This window comes from uncultured Campylobacter sp., assembly GCF_938045225.1.
Taxonomy (GTDB): domain Bacteria; phylum Campylobacterota; class Campylobacteria; order Campylobacterales; family Campylobacteraceae; genus Campylobacter_A.
In genome coordinates this window covers 1-2,785 of record NZ_CALINL010000323.1, presented here as the reverse complement: position 1 = coordinate 2,785, position 2,785 = coordinate 1, and the positions used below count along the sequence as shown (strand labels likewise).

The following is a 2,785-nucleotide window of genomic DNA, read 5'->3' as shown; positions in this document are numbered from 1 at the left end:
CAAGCTCGGCGTAGTCGAGATCTTTTAGCTCGTCAGGCTGCATAAACGCGCCGTTTGAGATTATCACGGAGCTTAGTTTTTCGAGGTTGTATTCGCTCTTTGGCTCGCCTGCGTAGATTTCAGCCTGAGCTAGCAGGTGCTCGACAAATTCGGCGCGATTTTGTTTGATTTTTTCGCCGACTTCAAAATTTGGATCAAGCAACTCGTTTCTAAATTTATATACCGTTTTTCTTTGCTCATTTGCGACGTCGTCGTACTCGAGGATATGCTTTCGCGCTTCAAAATGTAGGCTCTCGACCTTTTTTTGCGCGTTTTCGACGGCTCTGGTGACCATTTTCGAGTCGATGCTTTCGCCCTCTTCGATACCAAGGCGCGTCATTATCGCCTTTATGCGGTCGCTACCGAATATTCTAAGCAGATTATCCTCAAGGCTTAGGTAAAAGCGGCTCACTCCCGGATCGCCCTGACGTCCAGAGCGGCCTCGCAGCTGGTTGTCGATACGGCGGCTTTCGTGTCTTTCGGTGCCGATGATGTATAGGCCGCCTAGGTTTCGCACCTCGTCATCGATACGGATATCTACGCCGCGTCCGGCCATATTCGTCGCGATCGTAACCGCGCCGCGAGCGCCGGCTTGAGCGATGATCTCGGCCTCTTTTTCGTGGTTTTTAGCATTTAGCACGGAGTGCGGGATTTTTTCTTTTACTAGTAGGTTATGCAGTTTTTCGCTCTTTTCGATCGAGGCGGTACCCACAAGTACGGGCTGGCCGCGATCGTGAGCCTTTTTTATCTCGTCGATCACGGCCTTAAATTTCTCGTTTTCTGTTTTATAAATGAGATCGTTGTTGTCTTTTCTGATTACCGGTACGTTTGTCGGGATCGAAACGACGTCAAGCTTGTAAATTTGCGAAAACTCGGTCGCCTCAGTTTGAGCCGTACCCGTCATGCCCGATAGTTTTTTGTAAAGCCTAAAGTAGTTTTGGAATGTAATATCGGCTAGCGTTTGGCTCTCTTCTTGGATCTTTACGCCCTCTTTGGCCTCGAGCGCCTGGTGCAAGCCCTCGCTAAATCTTCGACCTTCGCTTAGTCTGCCCGTAAATTCGTCGACGATTACGACTTGACCTTCGCGAACGACGTAATGCACGTCCTTTTCAAAGAGATTGTGCGCTTTTAGAGCTTGGTCTAGGTGGTGGCTCAAAATCGCGTTTTCCATGTCATATAGATTTGCCACGCCAAAAAGCTTTTCAGCCTTTGAGATGCCTTCTTCGGTGATCGCTATCGTGCGGTTTTTCTCATCGACGGTAAAGTCGCCGGTAGCCTTTTCTTGCGGAGTCGCAGGCGGTTCGCCGCGCTTCATCTGGCGCGCGACCTCGTTTGCTTTGATGTAGCCGTCTAGCGTGCGGTTTGTGGGACCAGAGATGATGAGCGGCGTTCTAGCCTCGTCGATGAGGATACTATCGACCTCGTCCACGATGACGAAGTTGTGCTCTCTTTGCACCTTGTCTTTGAAATCCATTTTCATATTGTCGCGTAGGTAGTCAAAGCCGAATTCGTTATTCGTGCCGTATGTGATGTCGCTATCGTATGCGGCTTTACGCGCTGCATCGTCGTATTCGCCGCCTAGTATCACGCCGACGCTAAGGCCTAGAAATTTATAAATTTCGCCCATTTGCGTCGCGTCTCGCTTAGCGAGGTAGTCGTTTACGGTCACGACGTGCACGCCCTTGCCACTCATCGCGTTTAGTACGACGGGCAAGCTTGCCACGAGGGTTTTGCCTTCGCCCGTTTTCATCTCGGCGATCTTGCCGTCGTTTAGCACCATACCGCCGATTAGCTGAACGTCGAAATGGCGCATATTTAGCGTCCTTTTACCGACCTCGCGCACGATAGCAAACACCTCGTCTAGCAGCTCGTCCTGACTCTTTTCTCCGTTTTGTACCTGCGATTTAAATTCGTTAAATTTAGCCTTTAGCTCATCGTCGCTCATCGCTTGATATTTGCCTTCAAGCGAGTTTATGTAGGCGACTCGTTTGAAATATTTTTTTACTTCCCTGTCGTTTTTCGTACCGAATATCTTCTGCATAAACGCCGTTATCATTTTTAGCCTTTTTAAATTTTGTTAAAGCTTGGATTTTAACATTTTATTATTTAAACTTAGCTAGAATTTCGCCCGATAAAGGAAAATATATGAAAAAAATTTTAGCATTTTTGCTCTTTTGCGCCTCGGCTTTCGGAGTTACGTTAAATTTCGTCACGCTTCAAAGCGACTTCGTGCAAACCATCACGAGCGAGAACGAAACGGTCGATTACTACGGTAAATTTTACGCAAAAAGCAACAACCGCGCCTACTGGATCTACGAGCGCCCGACGCCTAAAAAAATCTACTTTGACAAAAACCGCGTCGTCGTGATCGAGGATGCGCTCGAGCAAGCGATCATCTCCAAATTTGAAAAGGCGCCGAATTTGATCGACGTCGTTAGAAACGCGGTTAAGATCACCGACACTCTCTACAAAGCCAAATACGACGGCGTAGAGTATCTAATCACCGTCAAAAACTACATCCCGACAAGGATCGACTACGAGGATAAACTCGGCAATAAAATCAAAATCACGTTAAGCAACACGAAAAAGGATTTTAAGATAAGCGATGATTTGCTGACGCCGGTGATACCGTCGTATTATGACGTCATAAACCAATAAACTCTTTGCAAAAAGTGGCTTGTCTTTTTCCTTCATACTTCGTTGGATTTAAATTTTACTCGGTCACTACCGACCAGGTAGCTCCCGT

General features: G+C 47.5%; 2 protein-coding genes. One reads left to right on the top strand and one right to left on the bottom strand.

Annotated elements, in window-relative coordinates:
• The coding region (gene secA, locus Q0200_RS11750; protein ID WP_297941284.1) for a preprotein translocase subunit SecA at positions 1-2,095 on the bottom strand (2,095 nt) is incomplete at its 3' end.
• Between the two features lie 89 nt (positions 2,096-2,184).
• On the opposite strand from secA, the gene lolA reads away from it, so the two are divergent.
• Positions 2,185-2,697, top strand: a complete 513-nt coding sequence (lolA, locus tag Q0200_RS11745; RefSeq protein ID WP_297941283.1) for a LolA-like outer membrane lipoprotein chaperone — start codon at positions 2,185-2,187, stop codon at positions 2,695-2,697.
• The last annotated feature ends 88 nt before the right edge of the window (positions 2,698-2,785 follow it).